The 21,891-nt window shown below is 59.3% G+C and carries 18 protein-coding genes; 4 read left to right on the top strand and 14 right to left on the bottom strand.

What is annotated here, in order from left to right:
- Window positions 1–150: 150 nt before the first annotated feature.
- From JOD50_RS07135 to JOD50_RS07120, 4 genes are all read right to left on the bottom strand, one after another.
- Window positions 151–1,029: a GNAT family N-acetyltransferase gene (locus JOD50_RS07135; protein ID WP_204880967.1), complete on the bottom strand. Its 879-nt coding sequence runs from the start codon at window positions 1,027–1,029 to the stop codon at window positions 151–153.
- Window positions 1,030–1,097: 68 nt separating this feature from the next.
- A complete protein-coding gene (gene ispG / locus JOD50_RS07130) occupies window positions 1,098–2,234 on the bottom strand; it encodes a flavodoxin-dependent (E)-4-hydroxy-3-methylbut-2-enyl-diphosphate synthase (RefSeq protein ID WP_101630705.1) in 1,137 nt (378 codons plus the stop codon).
- Between the two features lie 171 nt (window positions 2,235–2,405).
- Window positions 2,406–3,758, bottom strand: coding sequence for a M50 family metallopeptidase (locus JOD50_RS07125; RefSeq protein WP_204880966.1), 1,353 nt, complete (start codon window positions 3,756–3,758; stop codon window positions 2,406–2,408).
- 56 nt (window positions 3,759–3,814) lie between these two features.
- Complete coding sequence (locus JOD50_RS07120; protein WP_338052058.1) at window positions 3,815–5,077, bottom strand: 1-deoxy-D-xylulose-5-phosphate reductoisomerase; 1,263 nt, start codon at window positions 5,075–5,077, stop codon at window positions 3,815–3,817.
- Between the two features lie 188 nt (window positions 5,078–5,265).
- Here JOD50_RS07120 and JOD50_RS07115 point away from each other — a divergent pair, with 188 nt between their 5' ends.
- Complete coding sequence (locus JOD50_RS07115) at window positions 5,266–5,730, top strand: GNAT family N-acetyltransferase (RefSeq protein WP_204880965.1); 465 nt, start codon at window positions 5,266–5,268, stop codon at window positions 5,728–5,730.
- Between the two features lie 95 nt (window positions 5,731–5,825).
- Here JOD50_RS07115 and JOD50_RS07110 read toward each other — a convergent pair whose 3' ends face one another.
- The 6 genes from JOD50_RS07110 to rpsB all read right to left on the bottom strand — a co-directional run bounded on the left by JOD50_RS07110 (window position 5,826) and on the right by rpsB (window position 11,013).
- Window positions 5,826–6,389 carry a DivIVA domain-containing protein gene (locus JOD50_RS07110; RefSeq protein ID WP_204881589.1) on the bottom strand — a complete coding sequence of 188 codons (564 nt, stop codon included), beginning with the start codon at window positions 6,387–6,389 and terminating at the stop codon, window positions 5,826–5,828.
- A gap of 88 nt (window positions 6,390–6,477) precedes the next feature.
- Window positions 6,478–7,578: a phosphatidate cytidylyltransferase gene (locus tag JOD50_RS07105; RefSeq protein ID WP_338052057.1), complete on the bottom strand. Its 1,101-nt coding sequence runs from the start codon at window positions 7,576–7,578 to the stop codon at window positions 6,478–6,480.
- Between the two features lie 59 nt (window positions 7,579–7,637).
- Window positions 7,638–8,195, bottom strand: coding sequence for a ribosome recycling factor (gene frr / locus JOD50_RS07100; RefSeq protein ID WP_109303815.1), 558 nt, complete (start codon window positions 8,193–8,195; stop codon window positions 7,638–7,640).
- Window positions 8,196–8,353: 158 nt separating this feature from the next.
- Window positions 8,354–9,079, bottom strand: coding sequence for a UMP kinase (pyrH, locus tag JOD50_RS07095; protein ID WP_204880964.1), 726 nt, complete (start codon window positions 9,077–9,079; stop codon window positions 8,354–8,356).
- A 218-nt stretch (window positions 9,080–9,297) separates the two neighbouring features.
- Window positions 9,298–10,134: a translation elongation factor Ts gene (gene tsf, locus JOD50_RS07090; protein WP_204880963.1), complete on the bottom strand. Its 837-nt coding sequence runs from the start codon at window positions 10,132–10,134 to the stop codon at window positions 9,298–9,300.
- A 42-nt stretch (window positions 10,135–10,176) separates the two neighbouring features.
- Complete coding sequence (gene rpsB, locus JOD50_RS07085; protein ID WP_204880962.1) at window positions 10,177–11,013, bottom strand: 30S ribosomal protein S2; 837 nt, start codon at window positions 11,011–11,013, stop codon at window positions 10,177–10,179.
- 394 nt (window positions 11,014–11,407) lie between these two features.
- Here rpsB and JOD50_RS07080 point away from each other — a divergent pair, with 394 nt between their 5' ends.
- Window positions 11,408–12,004 (top strand): M23 family metallopeptidase, encoded by a 597-nt coding sequence (locus JOD50_RS07080; protein WP_338052056.1) that lies wholly within the window; start codon window positions 11,408–11,410, stop codon window positions 12,002–12,004.
- 53 nt (window positions 12,005–12,057) lie between these two features.
- Here JOD50_RS07080 and JOD50_RS07075 read toward each other — a convergent pair whose 3' ends face one another.
- Window positions 12,058–14,163 carry a CocE/NonD family hydrolase gene (locus JOD50_RS07075; protein WP_204880960.1) on the bottom strand — a complete coding sequence of 702 codons (2,106 nt, stop codon included), beginning with the start codon at window positions 14,161–14,163 and terminating at the stop codon, window positions 12,058–12,060.
- Between the two features lie 62 nt (window positions 14,164–14,225).
- Window positions 14,226–15,848: a peptide MFS transporter gene (locus tag JOD50_RS07070; protein WP_204880959.1), complete on the bottom strand. Its 1,623-nt coding sequence runs from the start codon at window positions 15,846–15,848 to the stop codon at window positions 14,226–14,228.
- A 420-nt stretch (window positions 15,849–16,268) separates the two neighbouring features.
- Between JOD50_RS07070 and JOD50_RS07065 the strand changes: the two genes are divergently transcribed.
- Complete coding sequence (locus JOD50_RS07065) at window positions 16,269–17,555, top strand: hypothetical protein (RefSeq protein WP_204880958.1); 1,287 nt, start codon at window positions 16,269–16,271, stop codon at window positions 17,553–17,555.
- Window positions 17,556–17,650: 95 nt separating this feature from the next.
- The gene (gene trhO / locus JOD50_RS07060) at window positions 17,651–18,553 is read left to right on the top strand and encodes an oxygen-dependent tRNA uridine(34) hydroxylase TrhO (protein WP_204880957.1); all 903 of its coding nucleotides are present in this window, start codon (window positions 17,651–17,653) and stop codon (window positions 18,551–18,553) included.
- A gap of 120 nt (window positions 18,554–18,673) precedes the next feature.
- Here the strand turns inward: trhO and JOD50_RS07055 are convergent, their stop codons facing one another.
- Window positions 18,674–19,051: a hypothetical protein gene (locus tag JOD50_RS07055; protein WP_204880956.1), complete on the bottom strand. Its 378-nt coding sequence runs from the start codon at window positions 19,049–19,051 to the stop codon at window positions 18,674–18,676.
- Between the two features lie 148 nt (window positions 19,052–19,199).
- The gene (locus JOD50_RS07050; protein WP_204880955.1) at window positions 19,200–21,362 is read right to left on the bottom strand and encodes a Rib/alpha-like domain-containing protein; all 2,163 of its coding nucleotides are present in this window, start codon (window positions 21,360–21,362) and stop codon (window positions 19,200–19,202) included.
- Window positions 21,363–21,891: the final 529 nt, after the last annotated feature.

Genomic DNA, 21,891 nt, shown 5'->3' with positions numbered 1-21,891 from the left:
TCGGCAATAAGGGTGCGTAAACCGGGTGAATCCGGTCACGGCTCGTGTCCAGTGTAGTCTGCGCGAGCGAACCAGCGGGACAGGCAACGCACGGCGGCTCACGGTGTGGGTAGCTCTAGCGGCGCACGATGCTCACAGCAGGATGGTCGCTCACAGCAGGATGGTCGCGAACGTCCCGGTGGTCTGGAAACCGACTTTTTCGTAGAGGGCTCGCGCTGCATAGTTGTAGTCGTTGACGTACAGGGTCGTGACCGGCGCCCACGCTTGCGCTAGCTCGACGACGGCGGCCATGCGGCTTGTCGAAAGCCCTAGCCCGCGTTGGTCTGGATGCATCCATACGCCTTGGATTTGCGTCGCTACCTGCGTCACGATGCCTAGTTCTGCCTTGAACCTCACCGTTGTTTCGGCGGCTCCTGGTTCCAGCATCGTGTGTCCGCACGCGAGCAACTGTTTGACGCGGGCGCGGTAAGAAGCCTCGCCGACGTCGAGCGGTGAATAACCAAGTTCTTCGGTGAACATCGCTACGGATGCTGGCCAGAACGCGTCGAAATCGCTCACGTAGCCTTGCCGCACAAGCCCCGAAGGCTCGATGGCGGGAGGGGCTTCGAGCGACATGAACGGCTGGGTCAGCCGCACGCTGCGCGGAGGAAACCCTGGGCTGGTCTTGAGGACATCCCAGATCCCTTCGACCCCAGCCTTCGGGCCGAAAATCGAAGCGTAGCGTTTCCGGCTGGTGAGGATCCGGCGCCCGAACGCCTCACCGTGTTCCCGCGCCTCATCGCCTTGATCGCTCGTGACAGGAACCACGTTCGCGCCTACCCAGCACGCCGCAACCAGTGTTCCCGCATCGTCGAAACGGCCGAGGATGCGCGCGCCAGGCAACACATCGATCCTGCCGTCCACAACATCGAGCTGTTGCTGAATAAACGCATGCTGGAGCGGGTTCCGCGCGATCAACGTGAGCAGCGCCGGGGCGTCCGCGTTCGTGAGTGTGCGGACGCTCGGGTCCGGCGAGCACAGATCAGCCACACGGGCTCCCGCCCGGTTCACGATCTGTCGAATCACCATGGACTCATAGCTGAACGCAGTGAACTGGGCTAGTGGACCGACACCGACGGCGATGCGCCCTCGGTTTCGTCAGCACCCATTTCTTCCGCGATACGGTGGGCTTCCTCGAGCAGGGTCTCCACGATCTGGTCTTCAGGGACGGTGCGGATGACCTCGCCCTTGACGAAGATCTGGCCCTTACCGTTACCGGAAGCGACACCAAGGTCTGCTTCGCGTGCCTCACCCGGGCCGTTGACGACGCAACCCATGACGGCGACGCGCAACGGAACCTTGAAGTCTTTGAGGCCTTCGGTCACGTTGTTCGCTAGCTCGTACACATCGACCTGAGCGCGGCCACACGATGGGCATGACACGATCTCAAGCTGGCGTGGGCGCAGGTTAAGCGACTGCAGGATCTGCTCGCCGACCTTGATCTCCTCAACCGGAGGGGCAGAAAGCGAAACGCGGATCGTGTCGCCGATGCCCTGGCTCAGCAACGCGCCGAATGCGGTCGCGGACTTGATGGTTCCCTGGAACGCGGGGCCGGCCTCGGTCACGCCCAAGTGCAGTGGCCAGTCGCCCTTCTGGGCGAGCAACTCGTACGCGCGAATCATCACGACCGGGTCGGAGTGCTTGACGGAGATACCGAAATCGTAGAAATCGTTCTCCTCGAACAGCTCCGCCTCCATCAGCGCGGACTCCACGAGCGCCTCAGGGGTGGCCTTGCCATACTTCTCAAGCAGGCGCTTATCCAACGAACCAGCGTTGATACCGATGCGGATCGGCGTCCCGTACTGCTTCGCGGCGGCAGAAATCTCAGCGACCTGGTCATCAAACTTACGGATGTTGCCCGGGTTCACGCGCACTGCGCCGCAACCCGCCTCAATGGCGGCAAACACATACTTAGGCTGGAAGTGAATATCCGCAATCACAGGGATAGTGGACTGCTGAGCGATAACCTTCAGCGCATCGGCGTCCTTGTCAGTTGGGCACGCGACACGCACAATGTCGCAACCAGCGGCCGTGAGCTCAGCGATCTGCTGCAGCGTCGCGCCGATATCGTGCGTCTTCGTCGTCGTCATCGACTGCACCGTGATCGGGTGATCCGACCCCATACCAACGTTGCCTACCATCATCTGGCGGGTCTTTCGACGCGGCGCCAACGTCAATGGTGGCGGTGCAGGCATTCCCAAATTAACCGATGACACGAGGTGTCCTCCAAGAACTCATACGTGATGGACGGATCCACTACCGAACCCGTTCAAGCCCAGGGTATACCCGCGCTCGCACGGCCAGCAGCGCATCGTTGTACCGTTGCCCTCTATCTTCCCATGCTTGGCGCTGGTTCTCCTGGATCCCTACAGCAACGAAACCGGTTTCACCAGATCCGCATAAATCAAAATCACAGCCATCACAAGCAACAAACCAGCAACAACATACGTGACCGGCAACATCTTCGACAGATCCACAGGGCCAGGATCTGGCCGCTTGAACAGCTTATTGAACGCCTTACGAACCTTCTCCCACAACGCACCCGCAATATGGCCACCATCCAGCGGGAGCAACGGGATCAAGTTGAACACGAACAACGCGACGTTCAACGATCCCATCAGGCTCACGTAACTCGCGATCTTATCCTTGAAGCTCACCTGATCCAACGACGTGATCTCGCCCGCGATGCGGCCCACGCCCACCACGGACATCGGGCCGTTCGGATCACGCTCAGCCGGACTAAACGCGGCCTGAGCAACCCCCACAACCTTCTGAGGAAGCTGCGTCACAACACCAGAAACAGCCTTGACGTTCTCCCACACAAAACTCGGAACCGCAGTCACCGACTGTGGGCGGATCTCGGCCGTCGAGCCGATCCCCGCAAATCCCACCGACTGAGTCTTTGCCGTGCCGTCGGGGTTCTTCTCGACCATCCCCAACGGCGAGACCACCGGGCGGGCCGTCTCAATCGGCACCAACGTCGTCGTCTCCTCGACGCCATCGCGAACGTAACCGATGCTGAGCTCCTTACCAGGGCTTGCCTTAATACGGTCCGTGAGCGCCGACCAATCCGTGTCAGATAGCTTCACTCCGTCAACCGAAGTAATGACATCCCCCGGTTTCAAGCCCGCCGCGTACGCAGGCCCCGCAGGAGCCCCCTCCGGACACTTCTGAGCCTCCCCCGCCGGGCGAGCGTTCTCGTCGTCTACCGACTGAATGCACTGATACACCTCAGAAACCGTGGTCGTTGGCGTGGCAGTCCCGAATCCCGTGAGCACGATCCCGAAAAACACGAACGCCAAAATGAGGTTCATGAACGGACCACCCAACATGATGATGATCCGCTTATACACAGGCAAGTTCAGGAACAGACGCTTCTCATCGCCGGGCTGCAACGTCTCCGATTCGGCCTTCTTAGCCTCATCCGAAAGCTGCTGAAAAATACCAGTGCGCGTAGGGCGCTGCTTACCATCCTGATGCGGCGGATACATACCGATCATCGTGATGTAGCCACCCAACGGCAACAGCTTGATACCGTATTCCGTCTCCCCCTTGCGGAACGAGAACAACGTAGGCCCGAAACCCACCATGTAGCGCGGCACACGCAAACCGAACGCCTTAGCCGGCACCAAATGCCCGACCTCATGCAACGCAATCGAAATGCCGATACCCACCAGCATCACGAGCGCGCCAATCACATACGCGAGAACCTGATCCATCACAATCCCAACCGGTACAACCTAAACCGCGTCACGCCCACGCTGTGCGGGCCGACTCAAGCCCACAGCTTGCGGGCAGCGTCCCGAGCCCACGTCTCAGCAGCCAAAACACCTTCGACACTACGGCCATATTCCGCGGCATTAGCGTCCGCATCGTAAGCCTCAACGACTTGGGCGACGACCTCCACGATTCTACGGAAACCAATCACGCCATCGTGAAACGCGTCCACAGCTTCCTCATTCGCAGCGTTAAACACAGCCATATGAGTAGGCGAAGTCTCCTGCGCTTTCTTTGCGAGCTCGACGGCCGGGAAAGCGTCATGATCCAGCGGGAAAAACTCCCACGTATGCCCCTGTGTCCAGTCGACCGGAGCGCACGCACCCGGCAAACGGTCAGGCCAGTTCAAGCCCAGCGCGATCGGCAAACCCATGTCCGGCGGCGAGGCCTGCGCAATCGTGGAACCATCCACGAACTCAACCATCGAATGCACGACCGACTGCGGATGTACAACCGGAACAATCCTGTCCAGAGCAACATCGAACAGCAGGTGCGCCTCGATCACCTCAAGCGCCTTATTCACCAACGTCGCCGAATTCGTGGTCACCACGCGCCCCATGTCCCACGTCGGGTGCGCCAACGCCTGCTCGGGCGTCACATCCTCCAGCTGTTCCGCGCTCCAGCCGCGGAATGGACCGCCCGATGCGGTGATGATGAGCCGCTCAACCTCACTACGCGCTCCCGAACGCAACGCCTGCGCGATCGCCGAATGCTCCGAATCCACCGGAACAATCTGCCCCGGAGCCGCCGCTTCCATGACCAACCTGCCACCAGCAACCAGCGACTCCTTATTAGCCAAGGCCACCACAGAACCCGCCTCAATAGCGGCTAACGTCGGCCGCAAACCACGCGACCCAGTGACCCCATTGAGCACCACATCGACATCCGGCAAACCAGCGCACACACGCGCCGCATCCTCACCGACTACGAGCTCGGGCTCATACTCATCCAGTCCCGTCGCATCGACCTCAACAAAACCGACGCCCGCGAGATCAAGCCCACCGTCACGCGCCGCAGTCTCCTTAGCCCCCGCAAGATGCAACAAGAATCCACCACGCACATCGTCAGCGCTCATCCCCTCAGCGCCAGCCAAACCCACCACATCCGGCCGGAACACCACCGCCTGCGCCGCCAACTCACGAGCCTGCTGCCCCGCAGAAAGAGCACGGACCACAAACCGGCCCGCAGCACGCACCATCTGCGACAAAGCCTGAGTACCAATCGACCCCGTCGAACCCACAACCACAACAGACCGAGCCACAACAAGCCCCCTCAACAACACAACAAAAGCAAAGCGCAGCGGCGCCCCTGCTAGTCTCCCACGAATGAACGCCCCATCGAGCAACCCCACCCTCCACCGGCAAACATTTACGCAAATCCCAGGCACACCACATCTGGCCTAAGATAGGTAACCTGTACACACTGACACAACAGCTACCCGGAGGAAACATGCGCCTGCGCCCCGTTGAACCTGCGGACCTCGAGCACTTCTTCGCTCACCAGCAGGACCCGGATGCCAACCTCATGGCAGCATTCAGCGCCCGCAACCCCAGCGACCGCAGCGTCTTCGACTACCACTGGGGCCGCATGCTCCGCGACCCAAAGATCGAGGTGCGCACCATCGAACACGACGGTGAAGTAGCCGGCTCGATCGTCATGGCGTTCCACGACGACTATGCGGAACTCTCCTTCTGGACCGCCAAAGAATTCTGGAACCAAGGCGTCACCACCGCCGCCGTCAAAGCGATGCTTGAGGAGTTCCCACAGCGGCCGGTACGTGCTTCCGTGGTCGCCGACAACGTGGGGACCCACAAAATCCTCGAAGGCCGCGGCTTCAAGCAGATCGGCCAAACACAAGATTTCTCTAACGCGCGTGAAGAGATCGTCTCCGAAGACCACTTCGAGCTCAGCTAACGCTTCAGCACAGCATGCTTAAACGCTGAGGGCCCGGCATTGTTGAGTGCCAGGCCCTCAGCGTTTAAGTCGTATTAGCGGATCACATTGCCGTGTTAGTCGATCGCAGCCATGAGTTCGATCGTGCGATCCAAAAACGCGTCAACTTGATTCTCTTCGTAGCCTTCCGCGCCCTCGGCGCGGCCAAATACGGCTCGACGCACCTCATCAACGCTCAACGGGACGTCTTCTTCGAAGTACTGGATCAGGCGGTCACACAGCGCATCGACGTCCGCGACGTTATACGACGGAATATTCTTCTTCGAAGGACGGCGGAAACGCTCGCCTGGCTCACGGTGCAGCCGCGCACGCAGGACCATCGCAACCTGCGAAATGTTTTCGAGCCACCGATCGTGCCCCTCAGCCTCGATCAGTGCGTTCCGCTCACGGGCCGCAAAAACATCCTCGAGCCGGTCCAGAGCGGCATCGACTTCGCGTGGCTCATAACCGCCCCGCACGGGGTCGAATGTTGCACGGCGCACAACGGAGCTCGTCACGACATCCTTGTTGAGATTGCGCGACTCGTACGTCTTGCGGGCGCGCGCCAAGAAATTCTCGACCTGCCCCGTGTCGTAACCAAAGGCGTCGTCCGCCACCCGGTTAAACAACGTGCCAGCCATATCGGCGTTATCCGTGTGAGGCACCGTCGCGCTCCTTCTATAGAGGTGTGTGCATGTGAGAGTTTATCTGAGTTTCAGCCCAGCGGTCTCAGCCCAACGCTTCAGCGAGCATGACCACCGCGTACCCGAAAGGCATCGCAAACAACAAAGAATCCAATCGATCCATCATCCCGCCGTGCCCCGGTAGCAAGTTAGACATGTCCTTCACACCAAGCGCCCGCTTGACCATCGACTCAGCGAAATCACCCAGCGTAGCGCAGATGACCGTAGCGACAGCCAAAACCAGGCCAAGCCACCACGGGATCCGCAAAACCCACAGGCACAGCGCAATCCCGACCAAGGATGCGCCCAGCACAGAGCCTGCGAACCCTTCCCAAGACTTCTTAGGGCTGATGCGGGCGGCCATCGGATGCTTGCCGAGTGTAGCGCCGACGATGTAACCGAACGTGTCGTTAGAAACAACGAGCAGGACCACCGTGAGCAACGCGGACGCGCCACGTTCACTTTGGAAGATCAGGAACGCGAACGACGCGAGAAGGGGAACCCACCCAACCACGAGGAGGCTCAGCCCAATCGACTGCGGCCCGTGAGACCTGCCCTCCAGCATGTTCCAGAGCACCACCAGCAAGAGGCACGCTGTGAGACCAAGCGACAACGCAACAGGGCCGTAGAGGCCCGCAAGCAACGGCAATGCGAGGCTTGTAATGAGCAGAGGCGCGAGTGGGATCGGAATACCCGTTCGCGCCTTGAGCGCACGAGAGACTTCCCACGACCCGATACCCGCGACCAAGCACCCAAGAGCAATCAGCAGGTAGGGAAAAACGAAAAGCCCCAGTCCAAGCGCAGCCAAGAGGCCCATGCCAACACCGATTGCCGCGGGAAGGTCACGCCCCGCTTTCGATTGCTTAGGCTCAGGCGCTGTAGTGGCGCCCGCTGTAATGGTCTGTTCTGCGGCGACGGGCTCCGCCGTGACGGTCGATGCGGCTACGGGTTCCGCCGTGACAGTCGATGCGGTGTCAGTCGATGCTCCGGAGTCAGGGTCTCCGGTAGCGGCCGCGCGAGCCGCTGCACGTTCGGCTTCGCGGCGGGCACGCCGGCTCCCGGGTGCCGCTGGACGTTCCGAAGCACGCGAGGGCGCATCGACATCAGTCGACGCCACGCGGCGTGCCTTCGTTGCATCAGCAGACACCGATGAGTCCAGCCCCTCGACAGGGCTGGACTCATTCCGGGAACCAGACGGGTGTGTCATTAGACTTCGAGAAGCTCGGCTTCCTTGTTCTTGGTCATCTCGTCAATCTGGTCGCCGAACTGGCGAACCAACTGGTTAAGTTCGTTTTCACCACGCTTGACGTCGTCCTCACCGACGCCGCCGTCTTCCTCGAGTTCCTTGAGCATGTCGTTGCCCTTACGGCGGTGGTTACGCAGAGCGACCTTGTGCTCTTCAGCCTTCGTACGTACGAGCTTGACGTATTCGTTGCGGCGTTCCTCAGTCAGCTCCGGCATGGTGATGCGGATCTGGCGGCCATCGTTGGATGGGTTAGCGCCGATCTCCGAGTCCGAGAGCGCCTTCTCGATCGCGCGGATCGAGGACGCATCGTACGGGTTGATGAGGATGGTGCGTGCATCTGGAACCTGGAAGGAAGCCAGCTGCTGAAGCGGGGTGAAGGAGCCGTAGTATTCGACCATCACTTTCGCGTACAAGCCCGGGTTTGCGCGGCCGGTACGAACAGTTGCGAAGTCTTCTTGCGCTGCTTCGATCGTACGTTCCATTGCGGAGCGAGTTTCGCTCAGCACTTCCTGGATCATCGGAACTCCTTCGGGGTTCTATCTACACCGTCTGTGTGCACCACAGGTTGTGTTCACCAAAGGTGCATCCTGTCTTATATCTTAGGCTACTCGCCGGCGGCCCCGAGCCTCACGTCTACCCTGTTTGGCTTGTAGCGTGACGGCGGCCGATGCGGCACTTAGCCTACGGTGACGTGGGTACCTTCCGCGGTGCCGCGGATCGCCGCGGCGACGTTCCCTTCGCCTTCCATACCGAAGACGAACATGTCGAGGCCGTTGTCCTTGCACATCGTCATCGCGGTCTGATCCATGACGCGGATGTTGCCGGCGAGGGCTTCGCTGTAGGTCAGTGTGTCGAACTTCTTGGCGTCAGGGTTGGTCTTAGGGTCGGCGGTGTAGACCCCGTCAACGCCTGACTTCGCCATGAGGACCTGGTCTGCATGCACTTCGAGCGCACGCTGAGCGGCAACCGTATCGGTCGAGAAGTATGGGAGGCCGGCGCCCGCACCGAAAATCACGACGCGGTCCTTCTGCAGGTGGCGGATCGCGCGGCGTGGAATGTATTCCTCTGCGACCTGCGACATCGAGATCGCGGACTGAACGCGGGTTTCAACGCCGGTTTGTTCGAGGAAGTCCTGGAGCGCGAGGCAGTTCATCACAGTACCGAGCATGCCCATGTAGTCGGCACGGGAGCGGTCCATGCCTGATTCGGCGAGTTCGGCGCCGCGGAAGAAGTTACCGCCACCCACAACGATTGCAGTTTCGACTTCCCCAACAGTGGAAGCGATCTGCTCGGCGATGCGTCGTACTGTTGCGGGGTCCACACCCAGTTTGCCGCCACCGAAAACCTCTCCTGAAAGCTTCAACAGAACTCGACGGCGTTGCTTGGTTGGGGTGTTCGACATCGGGGCTCCTCTGGGCCTTGGAGGTATGTAGGCAATCGACCTTTATTTTCGCATACGCCAGGCGCGGCTGTGCGAGGCATGCCGGTTGCGTCCCTCACGCGCGGTTCATCGGCACGTTGGCGTCCGGTGCGGTAGTTGCTTTAAAAACGTGTGCCCGCACTCTGTATGAGTGCGGGCACACGTTGCGCTATTGGAGCATGACGCTCCTCTGAGGCGTGTTAGGCGCCTACGCGGAAGCGTGCGAAGGCGACAGCCTTGACGCCAGCAGCGTCCAGAACCTGCTGGATGGACTGCTTGGTGTCCTTAGCGAATGGCTGGTCGACCAGGACCTTCTCCTTGAAGAAGCCGGTCATGCGGCCTTCGATGATCTTCGGCAGAGCCTGCTCTGGCTTGCCCTCGGCGCGTGCGGTCTCCTCAGCGATGCGGCGCTCTTCAGCAACCAGATCCTCTGGGACATCCTCACGGGTGAGGTAGACAGGAGCCATAGCTGCTGCGTGAACAGCGACGTCGTGAGCCGCGGTCTCTGCGGCTTCGCCGGTGCCGTCTACTGCGAAGAGAACGCCGACCTGAGCTGGCAGGTCCTGCGAGGTCTTGTGCAGGTAGGCCTTGACGAGAGCGCCCTCAACCTTTTCGAGGCGGCGGAGCTGGATCTTCTCGCCCAGAACACCGGAGAGCTCTTCGATTTCCTCAGCAACAGTGTTGTCGCCGATCTTTGCTGCGAGCAGAGCGTCAACGTCAGCGACGTTGTTAGCTACTGCAGCTTCGAGAGCCTTGTTTGCGAGCTCAACGAACTTCTCGTTCTTAGCAACGAAGTCGGTCTCTGCGTTGAGTTCGAGCATGTAGCCTGCACCGTCAACAACCGTTGCGGCGACGAGGCCTTCAGCGGTTGCGCGGCCTTCACGCTTCGAGGCCTTGATGAGGCCCTTCACGCGAATGATCTCGAGGGCCTTGGCGGTGTCGCCGTCAGCCTCGTCGAGAGCCTTCTTGACATCCATCATGCCGGCGCCGGTGCGCTCACGCAGTTCCTTGATGTCTGCGGTGGTGTAGTTCGCCATTCGAGTTATCCCCGTTCGTAGGAAGTTGTAATGGACGGAAAATTACTTGGACTCGGTAGCCGCCTGGCCACCGTCTTCTTCAGCCTTCTCGGCTGGAGCTTCCTCTGCCTTCTCGGAGGCGTTCTCACCTTCGAGGAGTTCGCGCTCCCACTCAGCCATTGGCTCTTCAGCTTCGCCCTTGTTGCCGCCCTGGCGAGCCATGAGGCCCTCAGCGACAGCGTCTGCAACAACGCGGGTCAGCAGGGAGACGGAGCGGATGGCGTCGTCGTTACCTGGGATTGGGTACTGAACCTCGTCTGGGTCGCAGTTGGTGTCGAGGATAGCGACAACTGGGATGCCCAGCTTGGTTGCCTCGTCAACGGCGAGGTGTTCCTTCTTGGTGTCAACAACCCACAGCATGGATGGGGTGCGGTTCATGTTGCGGATACCGCCGAGGTTTGCGCGCAGCTTAGTGAGTTCGCGCTCAAGGAGGAGAAGTTCCTTCTTGGTGTACTTCGAACCTGCTACGTCGTTGAAGTCGATCTCTTCGAGTTCCTTCATGCGGTTAACGCGCTTGGAAACGGTAGCGAAGTTGGTTAGCATGCCGCCCAACCAGCGGTGGTTGACGTATGGCATGTTGACGCGCTGAGCCTGCTCAGCGATTGCTTCCTGAGCCTGCTTCTTGGTACCGACGAACAGGATCGTGCCGCCGTGGGCTACGGTCTGCTTGATGAAGTCGTATGCGCGGTCGATGTAAGACAGCGACTGCTGCAGGTCGATGATGTAGATGCCGTTGCGCTCGGTCATGATGAAGCGGCGCATCTTTGGGTTCCAGCGGCGGGTCTGGTGGCCGAAGTGGACACCGGAGTCGAGCAGCTGGCGCATGGTCACGACGGACATTGCGTTCTCCTTGTACGGGCACAGTGGCCCTGTTGTATTTGACGGTTATTGGCCTAGCGGGTTTGCCGGCCCCTAGTGAAAACGCACCGGTGGTCGCTTCATCCGTTTCCAGTTCCGGTATCCCGTTGCGGGAGTGTTCCAGTTGTGGACCGTGGGATGGGCGTGCATGTCTATGATGCGCATCGATGGTGATGTGTATCGGCGATATGCAGCGTCTTCACGCGAAGTCAGTTTCGGGCACACGAGATCGCACGCACAAAACTGCTGTTCCAATTCTACATCATGTTTAGGCTTGCATTTTCCACTGATCCACAAGCTCTTTTAAGCCGGTTTTCTATCCACATTTTCACTTGCAGGCGCCCAGTCGCATCGATCCTGCAGTGAACTGTGAACCATGAAAGTTCACAGCCCCTCTCCCGCTCGTAGCCGCTTGTCTACTATCGCGACCCTGCCCGGCATCGGCCTACCGCGAACGGTATTGCTGTGCATGCTTGCGCTGATTTGCACGGTAGCCCTCACAGCTGCGAAACCGGTTCCGCCGGTCGGTCGTGAACCTAGGCAACACGAATCCTGGGAAGACGTAGGCATGTTGCGTGGATTCGAAGCCCCTGAGCATGTGTGGAGCGCTGGAAGCCGCGGGGTCCAGTTGAAAGCTGCCGCCGGCGATGCTGTGGCTGCACCCGCCGACGGCGTGGTCAGCTTCGTTGGCACTGTTGCTGGCCGGCCCGTGGTTGCGATCCAGTTGCCTTCAGGTTGGCGTACAACCGTTGAACCTGTCGATGCATCGGTTAGCAAGGGCGATCGCGTTACTGCCGGCGAGCGCATTGGCACGGTCGCGACGGGTGGCCCGTGTGATCAGCGATGCGTTCATTGGGGTTTAAAGACAGGTAGCGGAGCCAACGTCTTATACAGAGACCCCCGAACACTGTTGTCTGAACAGCCTTCGGTTTTATGGCCGGATGCTGACACCCCGCCAGGATCCGGGCCATAAAAACTATGGAGGTCTAGACGTTAGCCCCGCTACTGTTGAGCGAATTCACTCACTTAGCTTGCGATACGTGGATGCGCTTTCTCCCATGTCTTCTCGAAGATCAGTTCCTCGCCGTTATACGCGAGTACATGCGAGTACGTGTAGATGTTCTCGGCATCGCAACGCATACGGGTTGTCGCGACGATCTTGGTATCCCAGTCCATGTCTGGTCGGCGCATCCCGACCGTCCACACGGATTCGGTGCGCGCAGACAACGGGTCATCCTTGTTGATCCAGTAGGTCTCGACGGTGTCTTCGTCGTAGTGCAGACCATCCGGATACACACGGGTGCCACCGTAGGCGGGGTCGACTTGCAACACCGTCTGGTTGGCCACGACGTCCTGCGAAATCAGGCGTTCCGGACGAGCTGTTCCAGCGGCACCAGCTTCACCGGCTTCCGGATACTTCACATCCAACGGAACCATGCGAACCGGATCATCGAAACGCACCGAAGCATCCAGCGCAGCACGCTCACCCGCATCGCCGCCATCAGTCGAATCACGCATGGGCAACACGAGCACGCTCGCCGCAGGATCGAGGCTGAATCCTTCACCGCCCGGCTGAGGCCAAACCCACGGCCAGTAAGCGCTCGAGACCGCAACACGCAACACGTGCCCGGCAGGGATCCTATAGCCCACACCAGTAATAGGGACCTCGACGTCAACCCACTCGCCCACCGGCATCGCAACAGCCTTATCGCGGCCTTCGCGGGCGCTGAAGTTCAGGTTGCCGCGCGTCACCAGCGTCGACGATCCATCTTGAGCGACGTCGTTGATGCGCACATACACTTGCCCGCGCTTCGTCGGCGACTTGACCCGCAGCTTGACCGAAGCGTTGCCGAGGATGTCGATGTCCTCAACCACAGGGAAATCGAAAACAACCGACTTACCGTCATCGCTTCGCTGATCCACCGGGAGATCAGCCGCGTTGCCGTACGGGAAGTAACGGCCCGCATCGGCACCCACATCCTGAGGCGATGCCACGCGAACTTCTACCCCACCATCCTCAACTGCACCGTCGCTATTGGTGGTCTGCGCCGCGACCGGGGCAATGTGCGCGCCGTCCAAACTCAGCTCGGTTGGCTTGATGTGCGGGCTCGGCCACTGATTCTCGGCAACCCAGCGGCCCGGCATCTTCTCGTATGCGGAGCGCGGCGGAACCGAATCCGTGATCCACCCACGGAACAACGGAGTATCCATCGCCCCGTTGTCCTCCCCCTTGAGCCAGTGATCCCACCAGCGCAGGGTCTCACCCAGGAAGTCGATGTGCGGGCCCGGACGCAGGTCACGGTCCGGATACTGGTGGGCCCACGGCCCCACGATGCCGCGAACATTCTTGCCGAGCGCAGAAAGGTGCTCGGTCAAACGCAAAACGGTGTCGCGGTACGGGTCATACCAGCCGCCCACCGCCATGACCGCAGCATCCAGAGAACTGTAGTCCTCGCACACGGAGCCGTGCTTCCAGTAGTCATCGCGCACCTGATGCGCAACCCAGGTGTCGATGAACGGCTCGATGTTCTCTAGACGGCACTTCCACTGATCAAGCCACTTATCACCCCACACCCGTTTATCAACCGGGCGGGATTCGAACGCGAGCATCGTCCCAGCCCACGCGTGCATGTCGATCCCGAGCATCGAGCCGCCGAAGTAGTGGACGTCGTTGTCGTAGCGGTCATCGGTTGAGCACACCGTGACGATCGCCTTCAAGGCCTCAGGCTTGTAGCTCGCCAGCTGAAGCGAATTGAACCCGCCCCAGCTGATACCGAACATACCGACCTTGCCGGTGCACCAGTCCTGCTTAGCGATCCACTCGATCACCTCGAGCCCGTCGTCGTGCTCTTGCTGATCGTATTCATCCCCAGGCACGCCTTCACTGCTGCCGTGACCGCGAATATCTACGCGGATGGACGCGTAACCGTGGCCTGCATAGAACGGGTGACGCTCGTGGTCGCGCGGAGCCGTCCAGTCGCCGTGGCGGTATGGAAGATACTCGAGGATCGCTGGAACCGGTTCCTCGGTGACCGGCATCCACGCTTTCATCCACAACCGGGTGCCGTCGCTGAGCGGAATCCAGTTTTCAACAATCTTGACGTCAAACGGAAGGTCTTCAGGTTTAAGCATGTCCATTCCTTTCGTTTACAGGTAAGTCTTGACGCGGCGGCCAAAGCAACTTGCGTAGCCGGCTAGGCGACAGCCTTGATGCGGCGGGTCATCCACGGGCTCACGAGGATCAAGAACACACCGTAGGCAACAATCAGACCGCCCTGAATACCGAAGTACGCGACCGCGTTAGAGAACTCGTCGAAGTCGAACAGTTTCACGATCTGCGCCTGCAGCCCCTGAACCAGTGCCATCGCCGCGAACCACACCGCCATCGTCTGGCTAGCGAACGCACGAGGAGCCAGCTTGGTGGTTGCGCTCATACCGGAGGTCTGCAGGATCAGGTCACCCAGGCCCAAGAAGATGTAGCAGCCGATAAGCCACACACTTGCCAGCAGCCCCATCGCCGGAGTCACAGCGGCACCCAACGCAACAGTCAGGAACGCGAGACCACCGAGGATCGTACCGATGCCGACCTTGGTAGCCACGGACGGCTGGCGGCGGCCCATCTTGACCCACAGCCACGCCAGAACAGGTCCCATGATGATCTCAACGATCGCAGTCAGCGAGATGTACCACGTCGACGGGTATTCGAAACCGAACGCGTTGTTATTGGTCTTATTGAGCGCCAAGAAGTTCAGCGTGTTACCGGTCTGGAAGTACGTGAGGTTGTATGCGATCAACGCGATCAGCAGCAACACGTATGGGCCGAGGTTGCCGCGTTCTGCCTTGGTAACACGCTTGGAGAAGTACATCCACAGCAAGAAAGCGACCGGAACGATCATCGTCACGACCGTGACCGCGTTGACCACGTTGTCGAGGCCAGATGTCGAGCGGGTTCCGAAGAAGATACCGATAGCGACTACAGCTACCGCTGCCACAACGATGATCCAGAAGTTCGCATCCGGCTTGAATGCGGCACGGACCAGAACTTCGCGACGCTTACCGCCGAGGTTGCGGCCCATCGCGATGTAGAGGATGAGGCCGATGACCATGCCGACCGCCGCGGATGCGAAGCCGAGGTGCCAATTGATGTTCTGACCCAACCAGCCTGCAACGAGTGGGCCGAGGAACGCACCGATGTTGATGCCGGCGTAGTAGATTGCGAAGCCGGAGTCGCGGCGGGCGTCGCCCTTGCCGTACAGCTCACCAACTTGTGTGGCGACGTTCGGCTTGAGCAGGCCTGTGCCGAGGATGATGAGTCCCAGGCCAGTCCATGTGGTCACTTCGGCCGGCAGACCCATGCAGATGTGACCTGCGGCGATGATGATCGCGCCCCACAGTGTGGCTCGCCCTGTTCCTACGATGCGGTCCGCTACCCATGCGCCAGCGATGCCCAGCAAATAGACCAGGGCACCGTAGGCCGCCACGATCGACGATGCGGTCGACTGTTCGTAGCCGAGCCCGCCGTTGGCGATCGCGTCAGCGAAGTACAGCGCGAGAATCGCTTGGAAGCCTAGATAAGAGAAGCGCTCCCAGATCTCGAGGTTGAAGAGCGCGAAGAGACCCATGGGGTGCCCCATGAAGCGGCGGTCCTGGTGGACCTTCTCGTCGTGCTCGCTAGCCTGGGCGAGTTTCTCGCGAGGGATCCGGTCTTCGGCAATCTGCACCCCGTCGATCAGGACCTCGCCGGGGGCGCCTTCTACCGGGATCGGGTCCAGACTGAACTCTGATTCTGCCTGACTCTGTTGTTCGTCTCTGTTCATTTCACACCTCTCATACACGACGCATTGCCAGTGTCATTCAAACCTTGCAGTCGCTATAGGTTGTGCTAGTTCGTTATCAACGCTAGCCCCCGACCCTTTCGAGGTACAGAACGTTTCTGACGCCTACTCGTTTCTTTCCAACACGCCATAAAACGTCAAAAAATCTTTAATAATCTCGTTGGAATAACAAAAACCGTTAGATCTCGCAGAATTCACCCTCACGCACAGCCAATTCTCAGCCTCATTTATCTTAGAACCTAGACAAATGAGTGTTTTTAGGTGAACAAAAACAGAACCAAAAGCATCCGAAAGATTTAGTACTTACTCGTGAGTAATTTGTGACACCTGTCACGCATATGGTGTTTTCTGTTTCAACCTTTCGATCGTCTCAAGAAGACACACAATTCAAGGAGACACACCATGTCCCGCACAACAACACTGCGCACCACCGCCGCAGCCGCAGTCGGAGCATCCGCTCTGCTGCTGAGCGGCCTGAGCCTTGCACCTGCAAACGCGGCCACCGACATTCACGAATACCCAGAAACCCCGGCCTTCAACGCCAACCTGCCGATCGTCAAGACCACGCACAAGTCGGATCACCTCAAGGCCAACGTCCTGAACCCTCGCCCAGTCTGCAACGCGAGCGAAGACCGCCGCACCACGGTCTACAAGGTCACCGACTCGTTCCTGCCAGTCGGCACTGTCTCCACGACCAACAACACCAAGAACCCAATCCCGCTGACCCAGAACACTTCGAAGTCGCAATCGATCAGCCTCGAAGTCAACGGCTCCAAGTCGCAGTCCATGGACGTGAACCTGGGCGGCAGCCAGAGCCAGGACAAGACCACGACCAACGCAGGCATCGCGTTCTCCCTGGCTAAGACCATCGGCGGCTCTGCTTCTTACTCGCTGTCCTGGCAGGTCGGCCAGACCATCGGCCCATACGACGTTCCAGCCGGCTACACCGGCGACGCAACCTACGGCTTCCGCGCTATCACGATGACCGGCACCCAGCAGTTCTGTCTCGCGAACGGCACGTGGTCCACCCCAACCGCTTGGTCCGCATTCGCGCCGATCAAGAACGAGGTCCGCGTCAAGCTCTACAACAACGCTGCCGATTCCGACCAGAGCGGCAAGCCAGGTGCAGGCGACCGCCCAGTCAACAAGGAACTCGAAGCCGACCTCGAGCCGAAGCTGCCGATCAACCCTAAGCCAGCCAAGCCAGCAAAGCTGGACCTCGAGCCGAAGCTGACCGTTTCTGACGCTAAGGCTGTGGGCTTCGCAGGTTCGGTTGCCCTCAAGATCAAGAACGCGGGCACCGAGCGCTACTACTCGGAGTCCCCATCGGTCACCTACCGCGTTGACGTCAAGACTGAAGACGGACCGAAGGGCGTTGATCGCCTCATCACCACGACCCAGTACAAGGGTGCTCACGTGCGTGACCTCGGCTTCAACACCAAGACCTCGACCCGTTCCTTCTTGGTAACCCTGTCCAACCCGGTCAAGGCTGGCGAGCAGCAGCACGTCGCTACCTTCAGCTTCGGTGACGGCAAGACCTCCGAAGGCCGTCTGAAGAACAGCATCGAGGTGACCCAGATCAAGGGCGCTAAGGGCGACAAGTCCACCTGGAACGACCAGGGTGTTAGCTCCAAGAAGATCACCCTCAACGACGGCGGTAAGCCAGCTAAGTCGAAGGGCATCTTCTAAAGCGAAGATACAAAGCCTTGAAGCACTAAGGCATAGCGTTCGATGGCGTCGGATCTCACATGAGGTTCCGGCGCCATCGGCGTAGAATAAGGGGTATGTCGGTTCAGAAAATTGTGTTGTTCTACGTGTTTACTCCACTCGCAGACCCCGAGGCTGTGCGTTTGTGGCAATACACGCTGGCTGAAAGCTGCAATCTTAAAGGGCGCGTGATCATCTCGAAGGATGGGATCAACGCGACCCTCGGTGGCGACATCAAGGATGTTAAACGCTATGTGAAGAACACGCGTTCCTATGAGCCGTTCCGCACTGCGGACATCAAGTGGTCGGATGGCCTAGGCGATGATTTCCCGCGCCTTTCAGTCAAGGTGCGCCCTGAGCTGGTGACGTTCACGACCCCGAATGAGATCCAGGTCGATGCGAACGGCGTTGTGGGCGGCGGCGAACGCCTTAAGCCTGCGCAGCTGCATGAGCTCATGGATGAGCGCGGCGAGGACGTTATTTTCTTTGACGGCCGTAACGCGATGGAGGCCGAGATCGGTCGTTTCCGTAACGCCGTGATCCCAAACACCGACACGACCCGCGATTTCATCGAGGAGATCGAGTCCGGCAAGTATGACAACCTCAAAGATAAGCCTGTCGTCACGTATTGCACGGGTGGTGTTCGGTGCGAGGTTCTCACGGTGCTGATGAAGAACCGTGGTTTCCAGGAGGTTTATCAGCTGGATGGCGGGATTGTCCGCTATGGCGAGGCCTACGGGAACGACGGCTATTGGGACGGCTCGCTGTATGTGTTCGATAAGCGCATGCACATGGAGTTCGGTGCGGGCGCCGAGAGCCTTGGTTCATGCATCGAATGCGGTGAGCGTACGCCGAAGTTTGTGAACTGTGTGCACCCTTCGTGCCGTTCCCAGTTCTTGCGTTGTGAGGATTGCACTGCGGCTGGTAAGCATCCTGAATGCCCGGAATGCATGGAGCAGTCTGCGCTAGCTAGCAGCTAGTACGCGTAGCTTTCAGATGACGATGGCGGAGTCACCTTGTGGTGACTCCGCCATCGCCGTTATTGGGCTTCCGTTGTTATTGGGCTGGGTGGCAGGCGGCTTGGGACCCGTGTTGGCAGGTTAGTTTTCTGTTTCGTCGTCTTCGCCTGGGACGTGCACGAAGAACTGTGAGGAGATCGCGAGTAGTTTGCGCATGAGTTCGTATTGGCCTCCGTGCATGTCCCAGATTTCGTCTTCGCCTGCGGCTTCTGGGCGCTCGTAGATCGACGAGGTGGCGTTGACGTCGGCTAGCCATCCGTTGTCGTAGTAGTCCATGAGCGGTTTCATGGTTTCGTTGAACACCTTGATGGCTTCGAGCCCTTCCAGCGCTTTCTCATGGGCCGCGCGAGCTTTCATGAGGTTGTCTTGGGCCACGTTGAGCCGCTCAAGGCTCGCCTTTTGTTCTGGAGTGTGGTTCGAGGCTACTGAGTTATTTGAAGCCGCTGCGTTGTCGTTCATGTCTTTAGTGTGGCACAGGGTGGGGATTTCTTGTATGGGATGTCTGCAGCTGTTTATGTCTCTGTCATTAAACGGAGCGTGGCCCCGCTCCGTTAAGGAGTGGGGCCACGCTGTGTTCAGCTATTGAACGACGGGGTAAGGGGTTGCCTTACTGTTCGCTCTTGCGGCGACGGATCGTAAAGAGCGATGCTGCACCTGCCATGAGCGAAGCCATGAGAGCCATCAGGCCACCGACTTCAGCACCGGTGCGTGCGAGGTCGCCTTCGCCTGGCTGCTCCTCGCCTGGCTGTTCCTCGCCTGGCTGCTCTTCACCTGGCTGCTCCTCGCCTGGCTGTTCCTCGCCTGGCTGCTCTTCACCTGGCTGCTCCTCACCTGGCTGCTCTTCACCTGGCTGCTCCTCGCCTGGCTGCTCCTCGCCTGGCTGCTCCTCGCCTGGCTGCTCCTCGCCTGGCTGCTCCTCGCCTGGCTGCTCTTCACCTGGCTGCTCCTCGCCTGGCTGTTCCTCGCCTGGCTCTTCTTCGACTGGCGAGTCGATGACGTCGATCGTTGCTACGACAACTTCGCTGGAGCCGTCTGGGTAAGTTACGAGAACTTCGTAGACGTTCTTGACAGCCGCGTAGGTCGATTCGACGGTGATTTCACCGGTCTCTTCGTTGATCGTGACGCCGTCGATTGGAGCATCCTTGAGTGCGAAGGTGGTGCCTTCTGGCATGTCGCGCTCTTCGCCGGACTCTTCATCGGTGAACTTAGGAGCCTCGATGGTGCCGACCTTACCGAGTTCAACGGTTGCAGGTGCGTACTCAGGCTGGTAGAGCTTAGCCTGCTCGGTTGGAACAACCTTCACGGTCGCAACAACGACATCCTTGGAACCGTCTGGGTAAGTTACAGCAACCTCGTAGGTGTTGGTTGCTGGGGCAGCATAGGTAGCCGACGACTTAATCTCGCCGGTCTCTTCGTCGATCCAGACACCCTCGATGTCGCCAGCGTTGAGTGCGAAGGTGGTGCCTTCTGGCATGTCGCGCTCTTCGCCGGACTCTTCATCGGTGAACTTAGGAGCAGCAACCTCAGCCACGTCACCCTCGGTGACAGTCACCTCGGTGTACTCAGGCTGGTAGAGCTTAGCCTGCTCGGTTGGAACAACCTTCACGGTCGCAACAGCGGTCTTCTTGGAGCCGTCTGGGTAAATTACAGCAACCTCGTAGACGCCGGTTGACGGAGCAGCGGCGGTAGCCGGCTCCCCAACGGTAATAGCGCCAGTTGCCTCGTCAACGTAAACGCCCGCGATCTTGCTCTTGAGTGCGAACGTGGTTCCTGCAGGGGCATCGACTGCCGCGCCGGACTCTGCATCCGTGAAAGTAGGAGCGGCAATCTCAGCAACGTCACCCTCGGTGACAGTTACCTCGGTGTACTCAGGCTGGTAGAGCTTAGCCTGCTCGGTTGGAACAACCTTCACGGTCGCAACAACGACATCCTTGGAACCGTCTGGGTAAGTTACAGCAACCTCGTAGGTGTTGGTTGCTGGGGCAGCATAGGTAGCCGACGACTTAATCTCGCCGGTCTCTTCGTCGATCCAGACACCCTCGATGTCGCCAGCGTTGAGTGCGAAGGTGGTGCCTTCTGGCATGTCGCGCTCTTCGCCGGACTCTTCATCGGTGAACTTAGGAGCAGCAACCTCAGCCACGTCACCCTCGGTGACAGTCACCTCGGTGTACTCAGGCTGGTAGAGCTTAGCCTGCTCGGTTGGAACAACCTTCACGGTCGCAACAGCGGTCTTCTTGGAGCCGTCTGGGTAAATTACAGCAACCTCGTAGACGCCGGTTGACGGAGCAGCGGCGGTAGCCGGCTCCCCAACGGTAATAGCGCCAGTTGCCTCGTCAACGTAAACGCCCGCGATCTTGCTCTTGAGTGCGAACGTGGTTCCTGCAGGGGCATCGACTGCCGCGCCGGACTCTGCATCCGTGAAAGTAGGAGCGGCAATCTCAGCAACGTCACCCTCGGTGACAGCTACCTCAGTGTAAGCAACCTGGAACAGGCTAGCCTGCTCAGCTGCAGGGTCCTTTTCTGCGGCTTCCTCGCCAGCGACAGGTGCTGCGGCTTCCTCGCCAGCGTCAGGTGCTGGGGCTTCCTCGCTAGCGACAGGTGCTGGGGCTTCCTCGCTAGCGACAGGTGCTGGGGCTTCCTCGCCAGCGTCAGGTGCTGGGGCTTCCTCGCCAGCCTTCGGAGCGTCTTCAGCAGCTTCTGGAGCTGGAGCTTCAACAGTGTTTTCGGATGCGAATGCGCTCTGCGTGTTGTTAACAGCGGCAACGCTCACGATGCCTGCAGCGCCAAGAACAGCGCTAACAGAGAGAGCTGCTACGCCGCGACGCCAAAGCGGTGGGTTATACGAGGAGTCGCAACCGCGACCGTTCTTCTGGGGGGGGGGGAGCTTTCAAAGGTCATGAGTTCTTGACTTCCTATGAATGTGGACGTATTCATAACGGTAGCCACCATCCGCTAGATAGGGCTACTTTGGCTAACAATAGTCTCTTTAGTCACATTTGTACAGTTGAGAAGACTGTCTCGAAATGGGTTTTCTAATCTACTAGTCAGTAATGAAGCATGTGCAAGGCGCTGATCCTCAAGCTTCGAATGATGATTTGGCCAACAAATCACAGTTGAACCACATAGAGTGATTTAGAAAGACTGTTCGTTGGACTTCCAAGCTCAGCGATAACTACACGCTGAAAACTCCTGTAACGATTACGTAATTCATAGAGTGTGCGGCGCCTGGTTTCATAGCAACGTTCACCCACATGTCAGGCTACTGTTCGCTCCACGAATGCCACCACCAGTAGCGCGAC

The sequence above is a fragment of the Pseudoglutamicibacter cumminsii genome (assembly GCF_016907775.1).
In the GTDB taxonomy this organism is placed as follows: domain Bacteria; phylum Actinomycetota; class Actinomycetes; order Actinomycetales; family Micrococcaceae; genus Pseudoglutamicibacter; species Pseudoglutamicibacter cumminsii.
The sequence above is the reverse complement of the archived record's forward strand: the minus strand, read 5'-3'. Positions and strand labels throughout refer to the sequence as shown.

Excerpts from the sequence above, each read along its gene's own strand:
- ispG (WP_101630705.1), bottom strand. The coding sequence starts at position 2,234 with ATGCCTGCACCGCCACCATTGACGTTGGCGCCGCGTCGAAAGACCCGC.
- JOD50_RS07125 (WP_204880966.1), bottom strand. The coding sequence starts at position 3,758 with ATGGATCAGGTTCTCGCGTATGTGATTGGCGCGCTCGTGATGCTGGTG.
- JOD50_RS07115 (WP_204880965.1), top strand. The coding sequence starts at position 5,266 with ATGCGCCTGCGCCCCGTTGAACCTGCGGACCTCGAGCACTTCTTCGCT.
- JOD50_RS07110 (WP_204881589.1), bottom strand. The coding sequence starts at position 6,389 with ATGGCTGGCACGTTGTTTAACCGGGTGGCGGACGACGCCTTTGGTTAC.
- frr (WP_109303815.1), bottom strand. The coding sequence starts at position 8,195 with ATGATCCAGGAAGTGCTGAGCGAAACTCGCTCCGCAATGGAACGTACG.
- pyrH (WP_204880964.1), bottom strand. The coding sequence starts at position 9,079 with ATGTCGAACACCCCAACCAAGCAACGCCGTCGAGTTCTGTTGAAGCTT.
- tsf (WP_204880963.1), bottom strand. The coding sequence starts at position 10,134 with ATGGCGAACTACACCACCGCAGACATCAAGGAACTGCGTGAGCGCACC.
- rpsB (WP_204880962.1), bottom strand. The coding sequence starts at position 11,013 with ATGTCCGTCGTGACCATGCGCCAGCTGCTCGACTCCGGTGTCCACTTC.
- JOD50_RS07080 (WP_338052056.1), top strand. The coding sequence starts at position 11,408 with ATGAAAGTTCACAGCCCCTCTCCCGCTCGTAGCCGCTTGTCTACTATC.
- JOD50_RS07075 (WP_204880960.1), bottom strand. The coding sequence starts at position 14,163 with ATGCTTAAACCTGAAGACCTTCCGTTTGACGTCAAGATTGTTGAAAAC.
- JOD50_RS07070 (WP_204880959.1), bottom strand. The coding sequence starts at position 15,848 with ATGAACAGAGACGAACAACAGAGTCAGGCAGAATCAGAGTTCAGTCTG.
- JOD50_RS07065 (WP_204880958.1), top strand. The coding sequence starts at position 16,269 with ATGTCCCGCACAACAACACTGCGCACCACCGCCGCAGCCGCAGTCGGA.
- trhO (WP_204880957.1), top strand. The coding sequence starts at position 17,651 with ATGTCGGTTCAGAAAATTGTGTTGTTCTACGTGTTTACTCCACTCGCA.
- JOD50_RS07055 (WP_204880956.1), bottom strand. The coding sequence starts at position 19,051 with ATGAACGACAACGCAGCGGCTTCAAATAACTCAGTAGCCTCGAACCAC.